The sequence below is a fragment of the Jiulongibacter sediminis genome (genome assembly GCF_001306455.1).
Taxonomy (GTDB): Bacteria; Bacteroidota; Bacteroidia; order Cytophagales; family Spirosomataceae; genus Jiulongibacter; species Jiulongibacter sediminis.
In genome coordinates this window covers 47,382-65,788 of the sequence record NZ_LGTQ01000011.1, presented here as the reverse complement: position 1 = coordinate 65,788, position 18,407 = coordinate 47,382, and the positions used below count along the sequence as shown (strand labels likewise).

Here is an 18,407-nt window from a genome sequence, read left to right as displayed (position 1 = left end):
AGGAGCACATGAAACAGTTACTATTCTCCCTATTCTTTCTTTTGACATTCGGTCGGTCCATGGCCCAGTCAGTTCTCTCGGGTACAGATACCGGCGAACCTTCCCTTTTGCTGGACATGAAAAGTGACCATCAGGGGATTCTCATTCCGCGGTTTGATGAGGCCGCCAGAAACGCTCTGCCAAATCCTGCAGCCGGTACACAAATTATAAACACCGAAACGGGCTGCCTTGAAATTTTTAACGGAATTTCCTGGATTCCGCATTGCGGCTTAATCACACCGACTGAGGAGATTGACTCATCCCTGCTGGGCACTGATGTATGGAAGGAGCTGACCGTCACCAATACTTCCGATTTCGCAACTTTTGAAATTGATCATAAGATTCATTATGTCAATACGGCTGTTGGGTACCATAAGGTTTTTGATCCGGCTACGGTTACATGGATGCTCCCAGCTGCCGATTTTTCCGGACCTTTCCGTTTAAACTCTGCTGTCTTCAAAATGGGTGAGCTGGCCATTGTGGCTGGGGGCGTGTCATTTTCAGCCTCAAATCCAACGGCAGTAGGCGTAGCTCTTCAAGACGTTTGGGCTTATGATCCTTCTACAAATTCCTGGTCGCAAAAAGCGAACCTTCCATCGGCCCGTGAAAATGCCTTTGCTTTTAGCATCGGAGATAAGGGCTTTGTAGGAGGAGGGAGTAAACAAGGCACTTTGTATCCAGACTTCTATGAGTTTGATCTGGCGGCGAATCAATGGATCGCCCGTGCCAGCCTGCCCGTGGGCCGTACACAGGCCGCCTCTTTTAGCATTGGTCGTAAAGGTTATGTGGCCACAGGAAAAGTGAAAGTCGGAAATTCTATCCTGAATGATTCAAATGTGCTTAGCTACGATCCGAGCTCTGACACCTGGACAACGATGGCTTCTCTGAGTGTTTCAGAAGGACGCTATTCGGCTCTTGGGTTTACTCTGGATGGCATGGGTTACTTTGGCTTTGGAAAGGTGAGTGAACAACAGCTGCATTACGATTTATGGCAATTTGACCCGAATGAGTCGCAACTCAGGAAGATGAAGTCGGCTCCGGACGCCTTTTACTTACCGCGGAACGGCTTCGCCGTGGTGAATGATCGGGCCTATATTGGTGGTTTCTATAAGACCTGGGTCTATCAAAACAAGCGTTACTCTCAAAGTACACCACTAAATACGCTGCCAAATTCTACATTCAAAACAGGAACCTGGAGTAAGGAAAACGGCATCATTACGCCTGAATCCGTTAAAATCGGCATCGGTAAAGAGAACCCCGTAGCTAGTCTGGATATCAACGGCACACTTAGCTTTGATGCCTGGCAAAATCAGGATTTGTCAGACAACGGCTATGTCCTTATGGGCGGTCTGCTGTTGCAATGGGGTACTTCAGCCTACTCTTCTTCAGCTGAAAAACAAGTCAATTATCCGACGCCCTTCGGAAACCTTTTTTCCCTGACTGCTAGCCTGAGCAGCGGTGCCAATAATGGAAGCGGAGCTAATGTGCCTGTGAAAACGATGAACGTAGGCAATTCAAATTTTTTCATTGCCGGAACCAAAGCTTTTTCAAACGATAACGTGAGCAAGATCAGATGGATGGCCGTGGGTACACCTCCATGATAGATTTCAAAAGCTTATTTTCTTTTTTGAAATGAGGATTAAAAATTTATACCAATGAAATACCTGTTGACTTTATTTTACTTAATCATGGTCTATTTGGCTGATGCTCAGCGAATTGAAATAGATCCGGCCCATGAGAGTGTCCTTCTGAATCTGGAGGCAGATCATAAGGGATGGCGTATCCCCCGCATGACAACGGTTGTTAGAAACAGCATCGGTTCTCCTGCAACAGGTCTGCAAATTATGAATGCTGATGATAATTGTCTGGATGTCTATAATGGTCAGCATTGGATAAAAAATTGTGGTTTCAGAGAGCCTCAAGCCGGTACTTTTGAGAACAATATTACCACCGTTCTGGATACCGACCTGGAAGGTCTTGCCTGGAAACGAAAAGGCGGAGTAGTTAGCAGCGTAGATCCATCTTCCAAAATGGGCATCGGAACTTCTTATCCTGAAGCCAGTCTTGAGATTAGCGGAGACCTGAAGATAGAGGCCTGGCATGAGCAGTCTCTTGCTCCAAACGGCTATGCCCGAATGGGCGGTATTCTGATGCAATGGGGCACTGCTAATTATACCAATAATAACCTGACAACGATTCTCTTTCCAATCCCCTTCGCAAATCTCCCGGTGGTTACGGCCGTCGTGGATTCCGGAGACAATTCGGGGTCAGGAGCCAATGTTCCGGTCAAAATTGCCTCGCCTGGCCCGGTTGGCTTTTTAATTGCCGGTACGGAGGTGTTTTCCGGAGATAGTGTCTCGAAAGTTCGGTGGATAGCTATCGGTTTTTAATTGATCAATCATGAACCATCCAAAGACCATGAAGAATTTCATTTTCATTATTTTCATTTTGCTTTTAGTGCACGAACTGAAGGCTCAATCCATCACCTTCGGAGAAGATTACCTGGATCTCAAGAGCTCAGCCCAAGGCGTACGGATTCCTCAAATGAGCACCGCAAAGAGAGATTCCATCCCCAACCCACCAGCAGGCCTGCAGATTCTGAACACAGATGATTTTTGTCTGGATGTGTACACAGGCTCCCAGTGGAGTAAGCTCTGCGGGCAGGAGGAATACAGCGATTCCAAAATGCCCGATCGTCCCGATCAAACCTTGAACAAATGGCTCTTTAAAACAAATTATCCCAATGCTTATTCGAGTCGTGTAAATGCCTTTACCATAGGAAAATATGCCTACATGGGGATGGGTATAAGTTCAAGCGGGGGGGCAAATGAATTCAAAAAATATGAACCCATCAACAATACCTGGGAGAGTATAGCATCATTTCCAGGAGCTAACCGGAACTTATCCAAAACTTTTGTTTTAAATGGTAAAGGGTACCTGTATGGAGGCCGCAATGGTGCTACCTTCCTCAATGATCTGTGGGAATATAACCCTGAAACTGACCTTTGGACTCAGAAAGCTAGCTTTCCCGGGGCTGGCCGAATTCGTGGTGCCGTCTTTGTTATCAATAACAAGGCGTATTTGGGACCCGGGCTTAATAATCCACTTGTGATTAATTCAGGCATCAAGGACCTGTGGGAGTATGACCCGGAGAATGACTCCTGGAGCCAAAAAGCTAACTTCCCAGGCACACAGTATGGATATATGGCTTGCTTTACTGCTGGAAACCAAGGATTTATGTTTGGTGGTTATTCAGATGGAACAGGTATTTCGGGCAATGCCTGGAAATATGATCCCAGGCTTAATCAATGGATTCAACTCTCCCAAGTGCCTGATATTTCCGTCATTGCGATCGGAATTAACCTGTCAGGGAACGGCGTCATCATAGACGAGTACCTTGGAACCACCAGGCGATATGACCATACGCAGGATAGCTGGGAGATTATCGCAGACGATTTCCAAGGGTCAAGGGGCGATGGTGTTGCATTTTCTATAGGGAAAAGGGTATATATGGGACTCGGGATTAATATCACAACCAATACTTTCTTGTCTGATATCCAGGAGCTTGTAATTGACAATACCCTCAATAGCTACAGGGCTTTAAAACCGGTCATACAGGATGCTAAAATATCGGAAGGTCTATGGAAAGTCGACGGTAAGCGGATGTTTCTGGAGCCGGCTCCGGCTCAGAAAGTCGGGATAGGAACGAGTAACCCTGCGACAAGCCTTGAAGTAAAAGGTACTTTGGCGGCTACTAACTGGCTGGAAGAGCGTAGGAAGTCGAATGATGGTTTTGCCCGTATGGGGCCATTGCTTATTCAATGGGGTCTGGTGACCTATGAATCGAATAATACAAAAACTGTCAAATTTCCGGTCAGCTTTGAGAAACTACTCTCCATCACGGCGACGGTGGCAGACTATTACAGTAACATCGCATCCAACGTACCTGTAAAAATTGTAAACAGTACCAATTCCGTTTTTGAGATAGGAGGTACCAAGGTTTTCTCCACCAATGTTAATTATCCTGCCGTTCACTGGATGGCTATTGGCTATTGATGAGCAACGGGAATTCAATCAACTGTAAAATGCAAACTAATATGAAAACAAGTATCCATGTAGGCGGCAGAATGGCCTTTAATCCTACAGAAATCGCCTGGCTGGAGGCCGACATTAACTATACTCGTATACACCTTATTTCTGGTAGAAAAACGGTTGTAGCCACTACCCTCGGAGTTTTGGAAGAGCGGTTTAAAGCCTATGGTTTTGTGAGACCAAACAGAAAGGCAGTGGTTAATAAACAATTTATTCTCAAAACAGAGGAGAAATCCCTTTTGCTTAAAGATCAAACGCAACTTACCATTAGCAGAAGACGGGAGGTGGTTTTGTAGGGTAGGTTAAAAGTTAAAGGTCAAAAGCTGTTGGTATCCTAATCTCTTTTGTCCCTTTGGCTTCGACAGCCCGCCTGCCGCACGGGCAGGGCTCAGCCGCTGGAGACATCCGCCTTCTGTCCTCGGTCAAAAAAACTTCAGACTTAATACTTCCAACTTCCCGCTTCCGACTTCAAACACCCAACTTCAAGCATCAAAAATCACCGGATTAATCTCCGTATCTATAACTTCCCCAATTTTTGCTCCGGGGCACCAGGTGTCCCAGTCGAGTTGCTGGTTGTCGTTTTCGGGGGCGTTGAGTTTCATGTTTTTGTCCATGTAGATGACGGTCATCACGGCTCGCATTTGGTCAGTGGTATTGGCACCGGCACGGTGAAAAACCCACCCGCTGTGAAAACTGACTTCGCCTAAATCAAAGGGCTTCACTACTTTTTCAAAATCACCCAATCTTAATTTCTGACCGATCACCTGTTCACTGTCATCACTTATTTTGAGGTTTCGGCCATCTTGAAGCGTATGGCTTTTAGCCGAAAATTCCAGCGGACCCATTTCCAGGGGAACTGCTTGTAAAGGTATCCAGGCCGTTATGGTATTATCATTGGCCAGAGGCCAGTAATACTGATCAGCATGCCAGGGGGTGAAACCACCACCGGGTTCCTTAAAAAGGGCCTGATCATGATACATTCGTACACCTTCAGTACCCATCAGTTGAGTGGCAATACCAGCTAGTCGCTTTCCGAAGATAAATTCTTTGACATCCTCAGACTCCCGCCAAAGGTTGAAAATCTGGAGAAAGGCTTTAGAGTAGGTGTCCCGCTCTTCTATCGGAATGTGCTGGGTATTGAGTTCTTTAACTTTGTCTTTGATAAGCTGACCATAATAAGCCAGAGTTTCTTCATCAAATACATTTTTGAGTTTGATGAATTTGTTCTCGTGGTAAAAATGGATTTGTTCTTTTGTCAGGATATAGGGTTGGTCTATCAGCCTCATATTAAAGTTTTTCTACTTTCTAAGTTAATCAAATGTAGAAAAAGGCAAGCAGCTTCAAGGTTTTAAATTGAATATGTCATTCGGGTTGATATATTTATTTTATAGAAGAGAGAAACAAATCCGGAGGATATCCATTACTATTTTAAAACTCTTCTCTAATATTGTGGTACTGCTTGTTAAAGATCGTTGTTTGCGTTCAGATTTTTCTGTGAGGACAACTTTATTGATCTCTGCTGTTTACCTCTTGAAGTTTATTAAATTGTTAAAGATGTTTCCGGTTAGTCGCCGGAGTCCATTCAAAGAATTTGAACTATGTTAAAAACATTGCTTCTTGAAGATGATCTTACGCTGAGCAGAGAGGTGAAGAGCTTTCTTAATAGTCGTGATATTCATTGTGATGTCGTTTATGACGGCAATACTTTTGCCCGTCAGCTCAGAAATGAGGAATATGATGCTTTTTTATTGGATATCAATGTGCCGGGCTCCAATGGTCTGGAGGTATGCAAGCATATACGGGAAGAGGGGTACCAGAATCCTGTGATTATGCTGACCGCCTATGGTGACATTGAAGATAAAAAGGATGCCTACAGTGCCGGTGCAGATGATTTCCTGGTGAAGCCATTTCATCTGGAGGAGCTTATTCTACGAATAAACTCTGTGCTTAAAAGAGGTGTCCCTGAGAAAGTACAAACCGAGGTTTTGAAAGTAGCGGATCTGGAGATTGATTTGGGGACAAAGAAGGTCTCCAGAGCACAAAAAACGATTGAACTAACCAAAAAGGAGTTTCAATTGCTTCTTTTTCTGGTGAAAGCGAACGGACGAGTAGTTTCAAAGCAGACCATTGCAGAGCAAATCTGGGATATTCATTTTGAAACCAGTTTGAATACTATTGAGGTGTATGTCAATTTTTTAAGACGTAAAATTGATAAAGGCCATGCTGTAGCCTTAATTCATACAAAACCGGGTTTTGGATATTACCTAAGGGAAGACAAATGACTTTACGCCGACGTATATCCGTGACGGTGGCTTCCGTCTTCTCATTAATTCTGGCACTGACCTGTACAACTATCTTTATCAGTTCAGCTAAATTCAGAGAGGATGAATTTATTTCCCGTTTGAAAGACCGGGCTTTGAATACAGTAAGATTGTTGGTAGAGGTTCAAGAAGTTGATAATCAGTTGTTAAAATTAATTGATAAGAATACATTGAATAGCTTTCTCAATGAAAAAGTACTTGTCTTCGATGAAACTTTTGCACCTATTTATTCTAGTCTTGACGACGAGGAACTCAAGTGGGAGCATAATGATCTGATAACCCTGAGGCAGGATGGGTTTCTGTACAGAAAGGTCGGAAAGCGGGAGCTCATTGGTATTTCTCATCTTTATCAAAACGAAACCTATTATGTCCTTAACTCTGCCGAAGATGTTTATGGAAAAAGGAAACTGGATTACTTACTTCTCATTCTGATCATCACCTTTTTGGTGGGCACTTCTCTGATCTGGGTGATCGTTCTGTATGTCATCAAAAACTTACTGAGGCCTTTAGAAGTGATGAAGGACCAAATTATTGAGATTTCAGCAAACAAACTTCGGCATCGCATTCCGGAGGAAACCGGTCTGCAGGAGATCAAAGCTTTAACAGAAGCCTTTAATAAGATGATTGGCAGAATAGGAGCGGCTTTTGAGGCACAAAGAGAATTTAACGCCAACGCCTCGCACGAGTTGAGAACGCCACTGGCTCGTCTTACGGTACGAATTGACGGCATGAGAAGCAAGTTCTCTGAACAGCCGGAAATTATGGCATACCTCAATGGTCTTACTGAAGACGTGGAACAGCTCAGCGACCTGATACAGAGCCTTCTGTTGCTCTCCAGACTTGAAAAAGGTGAAAGCCCAACCGACTTAGAGACTGTTCGGATAGACGAACTCATATTCACAGCCTTTGATCAGTTGAAGAAGTCAGGTAAAGATGCTGACCTTAATTTCGAGATTGAAGAACTCCCTGATCAGGATGTCCAACTTGAGGTTATGGGCAATAAGTCGCTCTTGCAAATTGCTTTTAATAATCTGCTCAGAAATGCACTAGAGTATGGTGAAACGCCAAGAGCCTCGGTTCACATCTCAAATCAGGCTTCTGATTGTCTGATCATTGCTATTGAAAATGATGGGAAAGTACTGTCTGATTACGAGCAAAGCCGTTTATTTCAACCTTTTGTTCGGCATTCAAATTCTCAACACAAAGCCGGCTCAGGTCTTGGGTTAAGAATAACTCAACGCATCTTAAACTATCATAAGGCAGGTATAAAATACTCTTCTCCTAACGGCTCTGTGAACCGCTTTACGGTGACTTTTAAAATTTAAGCCAAATTTAAGGTCGGCTTAAGTTCAACTAAAGAATCACGCTATTCCTTTGTATCGAAATAATTCGACAAGCGAATCACCTCCTGACAAAAAGAGGTAACGATTCGGAGTCAAATGAACCTTTAAAAAAGATACAAAAATGAATAGAGTTAAAATAGTTGTTGTTTCCGTGCTTATTGCCGGTACAATGGTTTCGTGTGTAGGAAAAAAGAAATACGCTGAAGTACAATCAAGATTGAGTATGTCTGATCAGAATCTTCAGAAGTGTAATGATGACCTTCTGGCCGCCAGACAGAATATTGTGAAATTACAAGGAGACCTGACGGCTTCGCGTTCAGAGGGCTCAAGTGCTCAGCGATTGCGTGAAGAGCAGATCGGTGATTTGAGAAGACAAATCGCAGATTTGCAAAAGAACAGAGATCAACAGTTGGTTCAACTTGAAGGACTTACGGTGCTTTCCAAAACCGCCAATGAAAATATTGACAAAACATTGGCACAGATGAGTGAAAAAGACAAGTATATCAAATTACTGCTGGCGGCTAAAAACAGAGTAGACTCACTTAACCTGGCTCTGGCTGTTAACCTGAAACAGAGTATCGGACTTGATCTTAATGACAAAGATGTTGACATCAAGGTTGATAAAACAGTGGTATTCATCAACTTATCAGACGCCATGATGTATAAGTCTGGTAGTTATAAACTTACCCCAAGAGCAGAAGAAGTTTTGGGTAAAATTGCGAAAATTATCATCTCAAGACCTGAATTGGAAGTGATGGTGGAAGGTTACACCGATGATACTCCGATTAAAACAGACATCCTGGATGATAACTGGGATCTAAGCGTAAAAAGATCGACTGCTGTAGTTCGCGTTCTTCAAAATAAATACAAGGTGAATCCTGATCGCCTGATTGCCAGTGGTCGTGGAGAATATAACCAATTGGTTCCGAATACATCGGCTGATAATAAGGCCAAAAACAGAAGAACCAGAATCATATTAATGCCAAAACTGGATCAGTTTTATGAGTTGCTTGATCCGGCCACAGTGGCTAAAAAGTAAACAAGTAGTATTAGGTAAATAGCAATTGTCAATAATAGAGTCTCCTGACCTTGTCGGGAGACTCTTTGTTTATTCCTGCCCTAACTTTTGATCAGCAATGGCTTTATCAAAATACTCCTTTGGCGTTTGTCCGGTAGTCTTTTTAAAAGACCTGTTGAAGGCAGTTTTTGAGTTAAATCCTACCTCATAAGCCAGTGCCAGAAGGGTCAGATGATGGTATTTCGGATTACCCGCCAGCGTTTTAAATTCTTCAATTCTGTAGCCATTGATTAACTCAAAAAAGTTTTTCCCGTAATGCTCATTGATGGCCTTTGAGAGCTGATGGGGAGGTACATTGATTTGCTGCGCAAGCTCACTCAAACTCAATTTTGGGTTATGGAAAGGCTTATTGTCTTCAAGGTTTTTCTCCAGGGCTTCAATGGTGGGTAATAGGTTTTGTTTCTGTTCTTCTTCCGCTTTTTCATTGCCGGTATTTACCATTTTCTGAGATAATGGTGTTTCCAGAATGTCGTCAAAAATGGAGATGTTTCTGGGCTCTGCTTTGAAAGTTTCCGGTTGCCTGATGGCAAAGTAACCCAGGAAATATGTGATAACTGAAAAGGCCAGCCAGATAAAGTCGATCGAGTTTTCCTGAAGAGTAACCGTTTCAATGTCAAATAGTTGGGATAGACCAAATACCAAAAAGAATACAACCCAAAGGAACAAACAGACGAACTGAATGATAAGAACGGTATTGAGATAATTGAGATTTTGCTCAAAAGAGAAATTGGTCTGATGCTCCTCTCTGTAAAGCTGAATAGACCGCCTGAAAAGATTCCAGTAATAGATATTCCAGAGTAAACCTGCAAAACCCGTGACCAGAAATATAATCACCATAGTATCTTCCTGATTCATGATGCTGTCAAGCATACTCTTATCTGAACTCAGGAAAAAGGGTAGGTAAATAAGTAACTGAATCAGAAAAGGTATAAAATGTAGGTACCATCTGGAGGGGAGGCTTTTGGCTTGAAACAGCAATTGCCTCAAATAGAAATAATAGATAGGACCGTAAAGAAACAGGACAAAATCTGACAGGAAAAGAATTTTAGGGAAAGCCTGAACTGCACTGTTATAATTGCTCAGCACATAGAAAAATATAGAAAATGAGGAGAGACCAATAGTGAGCAAAAGCCAGCGGTTTGCGTCCAGGTTATTCGATTGCAAAGTAGGAATAGCAATGAGCAAAAGAATCCCCTGAAAAACAGAAAAAAGGAGCAGCAAATCATAGAATGAATAGATACTGAAGGTTCCGTTCAAATCTTCCCAACCTTCAATGGTAAATTGAAGATGGTCGGCGTCTTCCACTGCTGCTCTGATGATTTTGCGGTTTGGTCGGGCCTTGCCGCTCCGGCGTGCTTCCACGGCATCCCAGCTCCCCCGGGTAAATTTGAACTCTATCTCTTCCTGATCGGTGAAAATACGGGTATGGTAGCTGCCATCCACATTCTTCCTGAGGAGGTAGGCTTCATTATTTGGGGACCATTTGTTGAAATTTCCCGCAATATAGATTTTGGCATCTTCAGGTGTGTTTTCAGGCAGGGAAGTGACATTTATGCCATATTCTATCTGCTGCTCCCAGCCCACAATACTGGCTTCAATTTTTGGTCCATCCGCAGAGTAAATTCGGTTTGGGAAAGGCTCTCCGGCCGGTGTTCCTTCAGCGGTTGTCCAGCTACCCTGAGTGAATTTATACTCAAAATATTGAGGAGCATCCTCCAGGTAAATGCTGTATTTCTGGTCATTGATTTTACGCAGCCGATAGTCCGGGTCACCGGCGTTCCAATCATTGAAGTCAGAGGCTAGGAAAAGACCCTGATTCTCTATTTGAGGGGGCACTTCAAGCTGAACCTCAATGGTTACCTGACTCAAACCTACAAAACTTAGCAGAGCAAAAAGCAGTACAAGTATGCTGGTTTTTAGAGCCATTACCTAAATTTAAAACCTGTTAAAAAAGACCTAACTGGCTTTTATCAGAACCCTTGTCTTCTTTTTTTGGTTTCTCTGTTTCTGTTTTTTTAGCCTCAGTCTTCGGTGGAGCCTGTACCGGTGATTTTACCTCTTCCTCAGTCTCGGCATCTGACTCATTTTCCTCATCTTCAGCACCTATATCTTCAGAGGTATCTGTTACCTCATTCACGTTTTGAGGATCATCGTCGTTCGGGTCAATATCCTCATCGTCTTCTTCATCTTCAGAAGTTTCAGGTATTCCCGGCTCTAACCATTTCACTCCGCTCACTTTCATAAACGGTAGTTTATTGCCCAGGGCTTTCCAACCTTTTACACCAACGAGCTCAGCGATATCAAACTCTTTCTTTTGAACAGCCGATTTTCGATCTTTTTTGACTTTCAGCTCAGCCCTCGGCAGTGCATCATAAGAGATACCAAGCAGTTCAGTACGATGATGATCGGTAAGGAAAGCAAAACGCTTATCCATTGTAGAGGTTTCTATCACAAACCGCTTCACATAAAATATACGGCTGTCTCCATCATAGTAAATGGCTGAGATGATTCCCTCTTCTTCATATTTAGTGATGTACATGACCTGACGAGCTTCGTAATGATTTGTTAGCTCGAAATTGGTTAACTCATACTCGCCGGTTTTATAAATGACAAGAACCTTGTCCTCAGCTTCAAAATTACCAAGGTAGTCTCCATGTTCATCACGATTTAGCCTACCTAAAGCTGGTGTATACCAGATATCAACGCCCCCAAGGGTTGATTTACCGGCTGATTTCAGAGCAACTTTACGCACCGGGTATTTGGTCACCACATTTCCCTGTGCAGAGCGACCTTTGATCAACAGTTCAGAAAAATCATAGTCAAATTGTTTCTTTTTGGCTGTACTGGCGGCCGTCAGGCTGATAGTCACTATTTCAGCTTCACCGTTCTCATTATCAGAGAAGTATAGAAGCTTTGATTTTGGTGTTCCCTTGGTTACCGTGTATTCCTTATCACGCGTTATGCTCGTGACGTTGAATCGTTTGGCGTAAGTCTTACCCGATTTTCCATCGAGGTAAATGACATTATATATTCTGCGTTCATCATTTTTCCGGAAAACGCTGCAGTGTAGAATGTCTTTACCCACAAAGTTCTTTTCCTGAATTTTTGAGACGCTATACGTACCATCTTTGCGGAAAACAATGATGTCATCAATATCTGAGCAATCCATGATATACTCGTCCTTTTTGATTCCGTAGCCTACAAAACCGTTTGCACGGTCAACATACAATTTCTGGTTATTGGCCGCCACTACAGTTGCACTTACTTCCTCAAATTCAAGAATCTCTGTTTTACGCTCTCTGCCCGGACCATATTTCTCTTTGAGTCGCTCAAAGAACGCAATGGCATAATCTGTTAGATTCTCAAGATTGTGATTGACTTCTTTCAGATTCTCCTCCAGCTTTTTCATTAGTTCATCCGCTTTGAAGGAGTCATATTTTGAGATTCTTTTGATTCGGATCTCCGTCAATCTGAGGATGTCTTCACGGCCTATTTCTCGATAAAAGTCCTTTTTGAAAGGCTCTAAACCTTTGTCAATCGTCTCAATTACGGCCTCAAAAGTTTCACATTCCTCAATGTCGCGATAGATACGGTTCTCAATGAAAATCTTCTCAAGAGAGCTGTAAAGTAGCTTCTCCATGAGCTCAAATTTCTTAATCTCCAGCTCACGTTTGAGCAAGTGTTTCGTTTGCTCGGTAGAGTCTTTGAGAATATCGCTTACGCTGACAAAATGCGGTTTATCATCACGAATGACCACGGCATTTGGAGAGACAGAAACTTCACAGTAGGTAAATGCATACAGTGCATCAATGGTGATATCCGGAGAGGTATTGGTGCCCAGGTGCACCAAAATTTCAACGTCTTTTGCCGTGTTATCCTCAACCTTTTTGATTTTGATTTTACCCCGATCATTGGCTTTTATGATGGAGTCAATCAGTCCACCTGTGGTAGTCCCATAGGGTATTTCGCTGATTCTTAGGGTCTTCTTATCAACTTCACTGATTTTGGCTCTTACTTTTATTTTTCCGCCTCGGGCTCCGTCGTTATAATTACTGACATCCATGATGCCGCCTGTCATAAAATCAGGATATAGAGTAAAACGATTGCCCTTAAGGTGCTTGATACAAGCCTCACATATTTCAATAAAGTTATGAGGCATCATTTTGGTGGAAAGCCCTACGGCAATTCCCTCAACGCCCATTTCAAGCAAAAGTGGAAATTTTGAAGGCAAGGTGACAGGCTCTCGCTTACGGCCATCATAGCTCATTTGCCACTCGGTGGTATCTTCGTTGAAAAGTACCTCGTTGGCAAATTTTGAGAGACGAACCTCAATATATCTTGGTGCTGCGGCACTATCGCCTGTTCTTACATCACCCCAGTTTCCTTGAATATCAAGCAGTAATTCTTTTTGACCAATGGTCACCATGGCATCGCCAATAGAGGCGTCACCATGAGGGTGATATTGCATCGTTGCCCCGATAACATTGGCCACTTTATTGAAACGACCGTCATCCATTTCCTTTAAAGCATGCATTAGGCGACGCTGAACGGGCTTCAGGCCGTCCTCTGAGGCAGGTACTGCTCTTTCCAGAATTACGTAGGAAGCGTATTCGAGGAAATAATCCTCAAACATGTCATCTAATACTTCGTCTTGTTGGGTTGGGTCGTAAGCTTGGTTTTTCTTTTCACTCATGTTTTATCGAAAAGCTTGTTGTCAAGGGCTTTGGCAAATATAAGGATTTGAAGGGCAATTTGCAGGGGCCAATGTGAGCTGTGGAAAAGTTTCAGACTATAGCTACTTAAAGTCCTTCAAAAGGACTCATTTGAAACAAAGACTGTCAGTGATTTTCTCAAAAAGAAGCGGGTATTTTCTGTTTATTTCAGCTTTTCTGTTTTAACAGGTAAAAAGTAATTAGTTATTGAGCTAAATACTTAATTTTTATTCATTTCTACCACCCAAAGCCCTCGCAACTCATTTTCGGAATAGCCAGTAGCTTCATCATTGGGGTAAAGTTCATTGATTTTTGCTTTCAGGTTGACGCTGACTTCGGTGCCATGGCAGCTCAGGCAAAGGCCCTTGGTTACAATAGGGTAGTGGCCGATTACTGAATTGCCTTCGTGAATCATAGCTGGTTTTGGTTGATTGCCTTCAGCCAGTTCCGCCTTCATTTTTTGAATTATAGCAAGCTGAACTTCATTGGCTTTATTTTCCGGATTTCGGGCTTTGTCAGAGACTCTTTTGATTTTGGCGTCAAGGGCCAGTGCCATACTGTCTGTGAGAGGGTAGGCTTTGGTATTGCAGAATTCAACGGCATGTACCGGGCCGCCGGATCCCATGGCTTTCATGAGGTTTTGACCTAAAGCCTGCTGAGTTTCGCTGGCGTATTGTTTGCCCAGTTGTCCATATTTTGGCTTGTCCATGCCCATTTGGCCTTTTTGCTCCTGTTGATGATGCTCATCAAACCAATCTGGCTTTGGAGGGTCATTTTCGTACAGGTAAGCTGCAATAGCTTCCAGCTTTTTCTGGCTGATTAATATTTTGGGCATGACTCCAAAACGGTTGATGGCACCTTTCATTTTGGAGTTGGCCTCCTCAGGTTTTTTGACATAGGCTGTTATGGAATTGACAAAATCTTCTTTACTCACTCCAGAGGTTTTATAATGCATTTTTACCGCTATAATTGGTGGAGCTAACCGGTTCTCCAGACTTGCATCAGGACTGTGGCAGGAGTAGCAGCTTTTCTCCATCAGAGCCAGCCCTTCGAGCTTATCAGTGCTTCCGGTGTTGGCGGTTTTGCAAGACCAAATGATAGACGAGAAAATGAAGGTGATTATGAGTGATTTTTTCATGCAAAATGATTCTTGATCGGTCAATCAATGTAAGAAGAAATGGCCTCTGTTGGAATACAGAGGGCCTGAATTTTACCAGCCGCCCGTTTCTTTAGAGCTGGTGACAATATCGTTAAATTGCTCCTCACTGATAAACTGAGGCGTATAGTCCTTTCCAATGGATGTGATACGATCATAGAATGCTCTCAGGTGGTTTCGACTACCTTTACTGAGGTTTTCATAGACAAAAGTGATATCTTGATTATCCACTTCATTAAGGTTTTGAGCCAGGTCAAAAAGGTCCAAATCTTCAATAGTTGCCCCTACGGCATATGCATTCTCAATGCTTTGAGAGCCGGATGCAACCAACTGATCATAGAGCTGTTGAAGCTCCTGATTATCAAAAATACCTGAGGCTTCATTGATGACCGGATCGGTAAGCCCGTATTTGTTTATCAATACTTTTACGGCATCTGTATGGGTTTGTTCGCTTTGTGAAATATTATCAAAAACTCGAACGCCCCATTGTTTATAAAGAGTGGAGTAAACGTCTCTGGCCAGTTTTTCTTCTTCTCTCAAAAAGAGCAGGCCTTGCTCTTCAGTAGAGGATAATTCCTCCGTCGGCAGGGCGGTGATCTGACTATTGAGATTGTTTTCAGGCTCAATCGTGTTTTCATTACAGGCCATCAGGCTTAGGAGTCCTACTATTACTACTGTCTTTTTCATATTGATTTTGTTTTGCCTGTTAAAGTTGAATCTGAAATATCGAAATGTTAGTGATATGCATCACTGAAGGGGGGCATGCAGACCTCGATGTGAGCATTGTTACTGATTAGTTTAATTGTCATGCCTTTCTGAGAATTACGTAGTTTTGAATCACAGATTACTAATTTTCAGAATGAGTAAATATTTTCTACATGGAAGCCTGAATGCCATAGAAGGAAAAGGTGGCGAACTGGCTGATCTTTTGTTAGAAGCTTCTCGATTAGTCGCCGATGCAAAAGGATGCAGCCTTTATCTAATCAGTATTGATGAAAAAGTGCCGGAAACCGTTTGGGTTACTGAAGTTTGGGATACCAAAGAGGATCACGAAAACTCACTGAAAATAGAAGCCGTGAGATCTTTGATTTCAAAGGCTGTACCACTTTTGGCCGGGCAGCCGCAGCGTGGTCATGAGTTGAGCTTTTTGGGCGGGCATGGTATAAGCTGATGCCCTATCAGGTTTATGTCATAGAGCTTTCAAAAAAGGTTTTCACTGAAAACAGACGTTTCAGAGAGACGAACCCACAGTTTAACGGTGTGCTGGAGTGCCTTTATGTGGGTATGACGAGTAAAACCCCTGCTGAGCGTCTTAAACAACATAAGCTCGGAACGCTCAGCAAGAGAGGACATAGCCTGTCATCATCCATAGTCAAAAAATACGGGAATATGCTTCGCCCGAGCTTGTATAACCACCTGAATCTGGCACCGATGAGTAGGGCAGAGGCTCTCAAAACGGAAGAAAGGCTGGCTCTGGAATTGAGAAGAAAAGGGTATGCGGTGTGGTATAATTAGAAATTCGGTTTCAAAACTGAGTGACCGCCTTTTAGGTTTAAATTTGTTCTTTATTAACAGACCAAAGCAATTTGCAGTCACCCGCTGAAAATACCTTTCTTGAAAGAAATTCCTACTTCATACGGCTTGCTGTGAGGTTGCTGGTTTCGGCCTGTCTTCTTTTTAGTCTGACTAACTTTCTTGCCGGTAGCCCTTTGACCGTTGTTTGGTTTAATCTGGGCTTTGGGTTGCTTTTTATACCGGCTTTTTGGCTTCTTAAAAGAAACCAGATAAGTGCTGTTTGGTATCTGACCATATTTTATCAGGCGTTTATTTTCGGTCATGCTTATTTTTTGTTGCCAGGTAAACAAATAGAAACAGGACTGGGCTTGGTGGCAGTTTTAGCTCCGCTATTCTTTTCAGGTAGAAAGCTCATTTTTATAGTTTTGGTTAATGCTACACTCTATCATCTGGCCCTTTTTGGAGCTGGTTACGATAAGTTTTTCGTTGGGTCTTACATCTTTTTCTTTGTCTTAATGCTCATCATGAGAGCCATAGTGAATGAAAACCGGAGGTACGAAGCACAACTGGAGGAGCAAAAGAAAATTATTGAGAAAGACGCGGCCACAATATTGGAGGCCAGTGAGTTGAAGTCTACTTTTTTTGCCAATATTACCCACGAGCTGAAGACGCCGCTGACACTGATTCTTGCTCCGCTTGACAGTCTCCTGAATTCTCCAACCCTTTCAGATAAGAGTAGATTTTTGATTCAATTGATCAGGAAAAATGGGATTCAATTGCTCAACAGAGTAAACGAATTATTGCTTTTTACTCAACTCGAAGTCAAAAAAGTGCAGCTCAATGAGAGCAAGGTGAAGGTCAAAGCCTTTTTCCAGGAAGTCTTCTCGCTTTTTGAGCTGAATGCCATTCAGAAAGGTTTGAGATTTGAAATTGAAAGCGATTTGAATGATGCTGACTATCTTTTGCTGGATACTCCCAAACTTGAAATAATTGTTGTCAACCTTCTCTCAAATGCCATAAAGTTTACACCGCAAGGGGGACGGGTAACTCTTCAGGTAAACGAGTCTGGCAATCGACTAATGGTTAGGGTTGCGGATACAGGCCCCGGTATTTCGCCCGAATATCAGGAAACCATTTTTGAACGTTTCGGACGGGTTTCACACGAAACTTATTTCGAGGGTTCAGGAATTGGTCTTGCTCTGAGCAAGGAATTGGTACAGCTAATGGATGGGGAGCTTACTCTGGATGACACCTATGACGAGGGAGCTGGCTTTATCGTTTCGTTGCCGTGGAAACCTGTTGAGCCCGGCAGTGCAAGTTCAGGTTATCAGCTTAACTATGAGACCGGAGAGGTCAAAACTCCCCTTCAAACTCAACATTCAGATGATCAGAGGCCTATTTTACTTCTGGCAGAAGATAATCAGGATTTAAGAGTTTTTGTGGCTGATTTATTGTCAGGTGATTATCAGGTAATTCAGGCGGCTGATGGTAAAGAAGCTTTAGAATTGCTGGGTAAAACATGGCCTGATCTGATCATTACAGATCTAATGATGCCGGAAATGGACGGTGAAGAGCTCGTTCGGGTTTTGAAAAGGAATGAGCAGTATAGGTCGATACCGGTGATTGTTTTGACAGCAAAATCAGAGGATGGTGATCGGATAAATTTGCTTAGAATAGGAGTAGATGATTACCTGACGAAGCCCTTCAGAGAAAATGAGCTGCGTGTTAGAGCCCGTAACCTGATCAAAAATTATCATCTTAGAATATCTTCTGATGAAGAGGTCAAAACAAACGACAAACCTGATTTTCTGGAAAAGGTTGAAAAGTTAATGGTTTCCCAACTCTCAAATCCAGAGTATGGGATGACAGACCTTGCTGAAGACATGGCTATGAGTCAGAAAGGCCTTCAGGTGAAGCTAAAGTCGCTGACAGGGCTTACGCCAAAACAGTACCGCACAGCTCTTCTAATGCATAAGGCAAGACAAAAAGTAAAATCTCAATCTTTTCAGACAGTGACAGAGCTCTCGCTCGAGATGGGCTATGAAGACGCACACTACTTCTCAAAAGCCTACAAAAAGCACTTTGGAATTACTCCAAAAGAGGAGTTAGATAGAATGGGTTCCTAAACCTGTTTTTTTTCGTTTTTGTCAG

At 42.9% G+C, this 18,407-nt stretch carries 15 protein-coding genes; 10 read left to right on the top strand and 5 right to left on the bottom strand.

Annotated features, from left to right (window positions below; genetic code table 11):
* From AFM12_RS14890 to AFM12_RS14875, 4 genes are all read left to right on the top strand, one after another.
* On the top strand, positions 1-1,640 hold a 1,640-nt coding region (locus tag AFM12_RS14890; protein WP_374754271.1), incomplete at its 5' end, for a Kelch repeat-containing protein.
* 54 nt (positions 1,641-1,694) lie between these two features.
* Positions 1,695-2,429 (top strand): gp53-like domain-containing protein, encoded by a 735-nt coding sequence (locus AFM12_RS14885; protein ID WP_055149642.1) that lies wholly within the window; start codon positions 1,695-1,697, stop codon positions 2,427-2,429.
* 10 nt (positions 2,430-2,439) lie between these two features.
* On the top strand, positions 2,440-4,095 hold the full coding sequence (locus AFM12_RS14880; RefSeq protein WP_082391367.1) for a Kelch repeat-containing protein: 1,656 nt from the start codon (positions 2,440-2,442) through the stop codon (positions 4,093-4,095).
* A 41-nt stretch (positions 4,096-4,136) separates the two neighbouring features.
* Positions 4,137-4,427, top strand: coding sequence for a LytR/AlgR family response regulator transcription factor (locus tag AFM12_RS14875; RefSeq protein ID WP_157687426.1), 291 nt, complete (start codon positions 4,137-4,139; stop codon positions 4,425-4,427).
* Between the two features lie 186 nt (positions 4,428-4,613).
* Here AFM12_RS14875 and AFM12_RS14870 read toward each other — a convergent pair whose 3' ends face one another.
* Positions 4,614-5,417 carry a phytanoyl-CoA dioxygenase family protein gene (locus AFM12_RS14870; RefSeq protein ID WP_055149636.1) on the bottom strand — a complete coding sequence of 268 codons (804 nt, stop codon included), beginning with the start codon at positions 5,415-5,417 and terminating at the stop codon, positions 4,614-4,616.
* A 312-nt stretch (positions 5,418-5,729) separates the two neighbouring features.
* On the opposite strand from AFM12_RS14870, the gene AFM12_RS14865 reads away from it, so the two are divergent.
* The 3 genes from AFM12_RS14865 (at position 5,730) to AFM12_RS14855 (ending at position 8,834) form a co-directional block, all read left to right on the top strand.
* Positions 5,730-6,413 carry a response regulator transcription factor gene (locus AFM12_RS14865; RefSeq protein ID WP_055149634.1) on the top strand — a complete coding sequence of 228 codons (684 nt, stop codon included), beginning with the start codon at positions 5,730-5,732 and terminating at the stop codon, positions 6,411-6,413.
* Entirely contained in the window at positions 6,410-7,777 is a 1,368-nt protein-coding gene (locus AFM12_RS14860) for a sensor histidine kinase (RefSeq protein WP_055149632.1), read from the top strand. The genes AFM12_RS14865 and AFM12_RS14860 overlap by 4 nt, the downstream gene beginning before the upstream one ends.
* Positions 7,778-7,916: 139 nt before the next feature.
* Positions 7,917-8,834, top strand: a complete 918-nt coding sequence (locus AFM12_RS14855; RefSeq protein ID WP_055149630.1) for an OmpA/MotB family protein — start codon at positions 7,917-7,919, stop codon at positions 8,832-8,834.
* Positions 8,835-8,903: 69 nt separating this feature from the next.
* On the opposite strand, the gene AFM12_RS14850 is transcribed toward AFM12_RS14855, so the two are convergent.
* The 4 genes from AFM12_RS14850 to AFM12_RS14835 form a co-directional block, all read right to left on the bottom strand.
* Entirely contained in the window at positions 8,904-10,799 is a 1,896-nt protein-coding gene (locus AFM12_RS14850; RefSeq protein ID WP_055149628.1) for a helix-turn-helix domain-containing protein, read from the bottom strand.
* Between the two features lie 19 nt (positions 10,800-10,818).
* Positions 10,819-13,566 (bottom strand): DNA gyrase/topoisomerase IV subunit A, encoded by a 2,748-nt coding sequence (locus AFM12_RS14845; protein WP_082391366.1) that lies wholly within the window; start codon positions 13,564-13,566, stop codon positions 10,819-10,821.
* Between the two features lie 239 nt (positions 13,567-13,805).
* A complete protein-coding gene (locus AFM12_RS14840) occupies positions 13,806-14,723 on the bottom strand; it encodes a c-type heme family protein (RefSeq protein WP_055149627.1) in 918 nt (305 codons plus the stop codon).
* Between the two features lie 72 nt (positions 14,724-14,795).
* Positions 14,796-15,428 (bottom strand): DUF2202 domain-containing protein, encoded by a 633-nt coding sequence (locus AFM12_RS14835; protein WP_082391365.1) that lies wholly within the window; start codon positions 15,426-15,428, stop codon positions 14,796-14,798.
* Positions 15,429-15,600: 172 nt separating this feature from the next.
* Here AFM12_RS14835 and AFM12_RS14830 point away from each other — a divergent pair, with 172 nt between their 5' ends.
* The 3 genes from AFM12_RS14830 (at position 15,601) to AFM12_RS14820 (ending at position 18,382) form a co-directional block, all read left to right on the top strand.
* Complete coding sequence (locus AFM12_RS14830) at positions 15,601-15,912, top strand: putative quinol monooxygenase (RefSeq protein WP_055149625.1); 312 nt, start codon at positions 15,601-15,603, stop codon at positions 15,910-15,912.
* Positions 15,912-16,256 (top strand): hypothetical protein, encoded by a 345-nt coding sequence (locus AFM12_RS14825; protein ID WP_055149623.1) that lies wholly within the window; start codon positions 15,912-15,914, stop codon positions 16,254-16,256. The genes AFM12_RS14830 and AFM12_RS14825 overlap by 1 nt, the downstream gene beginning before the upstream one ends.
* Positions 16,257-16,327: 71 nt before the next feature.
* Positions 16,328-18,382: a response regulator gene (locus AFM12_RS14820; RefSeq protein WP_055149621.1), complete on the top strand. Its 2,055-nt coding sequence runs from the start codon at positions 16,328-16,330 to the stop codon at positions 18,380-18,382.
* Positions 18,383-18,407 lie beyond the last annotated feature (25 nt).

What these genes read in the sequence shown, in the direction of transcription:
- AFM12_RS14880 (WP_082391367.1), top strand. Translation starts at nt 2,440, where the DNA reads ATGAACCATCCAAAGACCATGAAGAATTTCATTTTCATTATTTTCATT.
- AFM12_RS14865 (WP_055149634.1), top strand. Translation starts at nt 5,730, where the DNA reads ATGTTAAAAACATTGCTTCTTGAAGATGATCTTACGCTGAGCAGAGAG.
- AFM12_RS14835 (WP_082391365.1), bottom strand. Translation starts at nt 15,428, where the DNA reads ATGAAAAAGACAGTAGTAATAGTAGGACTCCTAAGCCTGATGGCCTGT.
- AFM12_RS14825 (WP_055149623.1), top strand. Translation starts at nt 15,912, where the DNA reads ATGCCCTATCAGGTTTATGTCATAGAGCTTTCAAAAAAGGTTTTCACT.
- AFM12_RS14870 (WP_055149636.1), bottom strand. Translation starts at nt 5,417, where the DNA reads ATGAGGCTGATAGACCAACCCTATATCCTGACAAAAGAACAAATCCAT.
- AFM12_RS14875 (WP_157687426.1), top strand. Translation starts at nt 4,137, where the DNA reads ATGAAAACAAGTATCCATGTAGGCGGCAGAATGGCCTTTAATCCTACA.
- AFM12_RS14850 (WP_055149628.1), bottom strand. Translation starts at nt 10,799, where the DNA reads ATGGCTCTAAAAACCAGCATACTTGTACTGCTTTTTGCTCTGCTAAGT.
- AFM12_RS14855 (WP_055149630.1), top strand. Translation starts at nt 7,917, where the DNA reads ATGAATAGAGTTAAAATAGTTGTTGTTTCCGTGCTTATTGCCGGTACA.
- AFM12_RS14830 (WP_055149625.1), top strand. Translation starts at nt 15,601, where the DNA reads ATGAGTAAATATTTTCTACATGGAAGCCTGAATGCCATAGAAGGAAAA.
- AFM12_RS14840 (WP_055149627.1), bottom strand. Translation starts at nt 14,723, where the DNA reads ATGAAAAAATCACTCATAATCACCTTCATTTTCTCGTCTATCATTTGG.
- AFM12_RS14885 (WP_055149642.1), top strand. Translation starts at nt 1,695, where the DNA reads ATGAAATACCTGTTGACTTTATTTTACTTAATCATGGTCTATTTGGCT.
- AFM12_RS14845 (WP_082391366.1), bottom strand. Translation starts at nt 13,566, where the DNA reads ATGAGTGAAAAGAAAAACCAAGCTTACGACCCAACCCAACAAGACGAA.
- AFM12_RS14860 (WP_055149632.1), top strand. Translation starts at nt 6,410, where the DNA reads ATGACTTTACGCCGACGTATATCCGTGACGGTGGCTTCCGTCTTCTCA.